A 457-nucleotide genomic window follows, 5' to 3' on the forward strand; every position below is an offset into this window, starting at 1 on the left:
TACGCTTCTTCAGCGCGCTGGCCAGCTCCTTCAGCTTGGCCTCGGCCAGCGGCACTCCGGTGATGGTGGTGACGGTCTTGCCGCCACGGCCCTTGGTCTCGCGGCGCACGCGGGCGATGCCGTCGCCGTCGGGAATCCGGCTCTGTTTGCAGATGCAGGCGTCCACGGGCTGGCCGCAGTCGGGGCAATGCCGACCGCTGTCGGTGGAATAGACGAGACCGCCCAGGGCGGAGAACGACGAAGCTTTCTTGACCACCGGCTTGTCCTCGTAGGGGACAGGATAGCGACTGGCCGGCAATGTACCGACCGCGAAGCCCCACTCAGGCAGGGGCAGCGCAACCAGGCGGGCGCCTGGCTTGAAAGGTGGCGCAGTGTACGGGCAAAAAGCCGGGCTGCTAAGTGCAAAATTGCGCCATCGTTCGACGTATTGGCGACCTCGTGCGGCAAAGCGCACAGC

General features: G+C 65.9%; 1 protein-coding gene. It reads right to left on the bottom strand.

Going from position 1 to position 457, the window contains the following annotated elements:
* A partial coding sequence (locus DVK00_RS22150) for a stress response translation initiation inhibitor YciH (RefSeq protein ID WP_121578522.1) occupies window positions 1-256 on the bottom strand: 256 nt, incomplete at its 3' end.
* Between the last annotated feature and the right edge of the window lie 201 nt (window positions 257-457).

It is taken from the genome of Haloarcula sp. Atlit-47R (assembly GCF_003665985.1).
Taxonomy (GTDB): Archaea; Halobacteriota; Halobacteria; order Halobacteriales; family Haloarculaceae; genus Haloarcula; species Haloarcula taiwanensis.